The organism is Streptomyces calidiresistens, from assembly GCF_014141525.1.
Lineage (GTDB): Bacteria > Actinomycetota > Actinomycetes > Streptomycetales > Streptomycetaceae > Streptomyces > Streptomyces calidiresistens.
Genome location: NZ_VKHS01000964.1, coordinates 1 through 1,826, shown reverse-complemented (window position 1 = coordinate 1,826; position 1,826 = coordinate 1). Strand labels below are relative to the sequence as shown.

Here is a 1,826-nt window from a genome sequence, read left to right as displayed (position 1 = left end):
CCTCCGCCGTCCGCACCCCGCTCCCGTCCGTCGCGTTCGAGGAGAACCACCCGCCCATGCCACGCCTCGCCTTCGACATTGCCTTCTGCGCCCAACTCGGCAAGCTCCAGGCCCCGGTGCGGCAGGGCGTGCTCGACGCCTGGGAGAAGTTCGACCGCCTCACCCTGGAGCAGTTGTTCGCCGACCCCGGGCTGAAGCTGGAGGCCCTCAAACAGGCCCGTGACCCCCACATCCGCACCATCCGCATCGACCGGGGCACCCGGGGCGTCGTCCTCGCCCCCGAGACGGGCGACACCTTCGTCCTGCTGCGGGTCATGCCACACGACAAGGCCATCGCCTGGGCGGTCAAGCAGAAGGCCAGCATCAACACCGTCACCCGGGCCGTGGAGATCCGCGACATCGCGATGCTCGACGAACTCACCCCCGCCTACGAGCGTGCCGCCCCCGCCCCGGAGCAGCGGTTGTTCGCCAAGATCTCCGACGGCGACATGGCCGCCCTCGGCATCGACGGCACCACCCTCCGCCAGGCCCGCGCGCTGACCGGCCCGGAACAGCTGGAGGTCTTCGCCCCCTTCTTCCCGCAGGACCAGCGGGAGGTACTGGAGTACCTGGCGGCCGGCTTCACCGTCGAGGAGGTCTGGCGCGACGTGGTCGCCGTCCACCTCGCCGACCGCTCCACCGAGCCGGTGGACACCACCGACTACGAGACCGCCATCCGGCACTCCGGAACCCGCATCGCCCTGGTCACCGCCTCCGAGGAACTGCGGGAGATCCTGGAGCAGCCCTTCGAGGCGTGGCGGGTCTTCCTGCACCCCTCCCAGCACAAGGTGGCCTACCGGCCCTCCTACTCCGGACCCGCCCGGGTCACCGGGGGTCCCGGCACCGGCAAGACGGTCGTCGCCCTGCACCGGGTGCGTCACCTGCTGCGGCACCTGCGCGACGGTGACCGCATCCTCCTGACCACCTACACCAACGCGCTGGTCGCGGCGCTGCGCGCCGGGCTCGACTCGCTGGTGCCCGACGCCGAACTGCGGGATCGGGTGGACATCATGACCGTCGACGCCTTCGCCGGGCGGGTCCTGTCCACCTCCCGTCGTCCCCTGCGAAGCGGGGAGGAGGAGGCGCACTGGGAGGCCGCCGCCCGGGTCACGGGGTTCACCGGCACCGCGCGGTTCCTCGACCAGGAGTACCGGCACGTCATCCTGGCGCAGGACCTGCGCACCCGGGAGGAGTACGAGGCGGCCGAACGCCGGGGACGCGGCAGCTCCCTGCCCGTCGCGGCGCGCGGGCCGGTGTGGGAGACGGTCCGGGAGTTCACCGACCGCCTGGCCGCCGAGGGCCTGCGCACCTACCTCGGCACCTGTTCCGAGGCCGCGGACCTGCTGCGTGTCGAGGGGCCCCGCTACCGGCACGTGGTCGTGGACGAGGCCCAGGACCTGCACCCGGCGCAGTGGCGGCTGTTGCGCGCCGCCGCGCCGCGGCGGCCCGACGACCTGTTCATCGCCGGTGACCCGCACCAGCGCATCTACGACAGCAGGGTCTCCCTGAAGGCGGTCGGGATCGCGGTCGCGGGGCGGTCGACGAAAATGCGCCGCAACTACCGCTCCACCCACGAGATCCTCAGTTGGGCCACCGCCCTGCTGCACGGCCGCCGCTTCGACGACCTGGACGACGACCACCGGCACGACACCCTGCTCGGCTACCGCTCCGCCCTGCACGGCAGCGGCCCGGAGACGTACGCGGCCTCCGACCGGGAGGCGGAACTGGAGGCGCTGGTCGCCCGGGTGCGGCGGTGGACCGCCGGGGGAGTGCGGGCGGGGGAGATC

Annotated in this window: 1 protein-coding gene; it reads left to right on the top strand. The window is 72.7% G+C overall.

Features of this window, described 5'->3' with window-relative positions:
• Positions 1-56: 56 nt before the first annotated feature.
• A partial coding sequence (locus FOE67_RS24575; protein WP_182667017.1) for a UvrD-helicase domain-containing protein occupies positions 57-1,826 on the top strand: 1,770 nt, incomplete at its 3' end.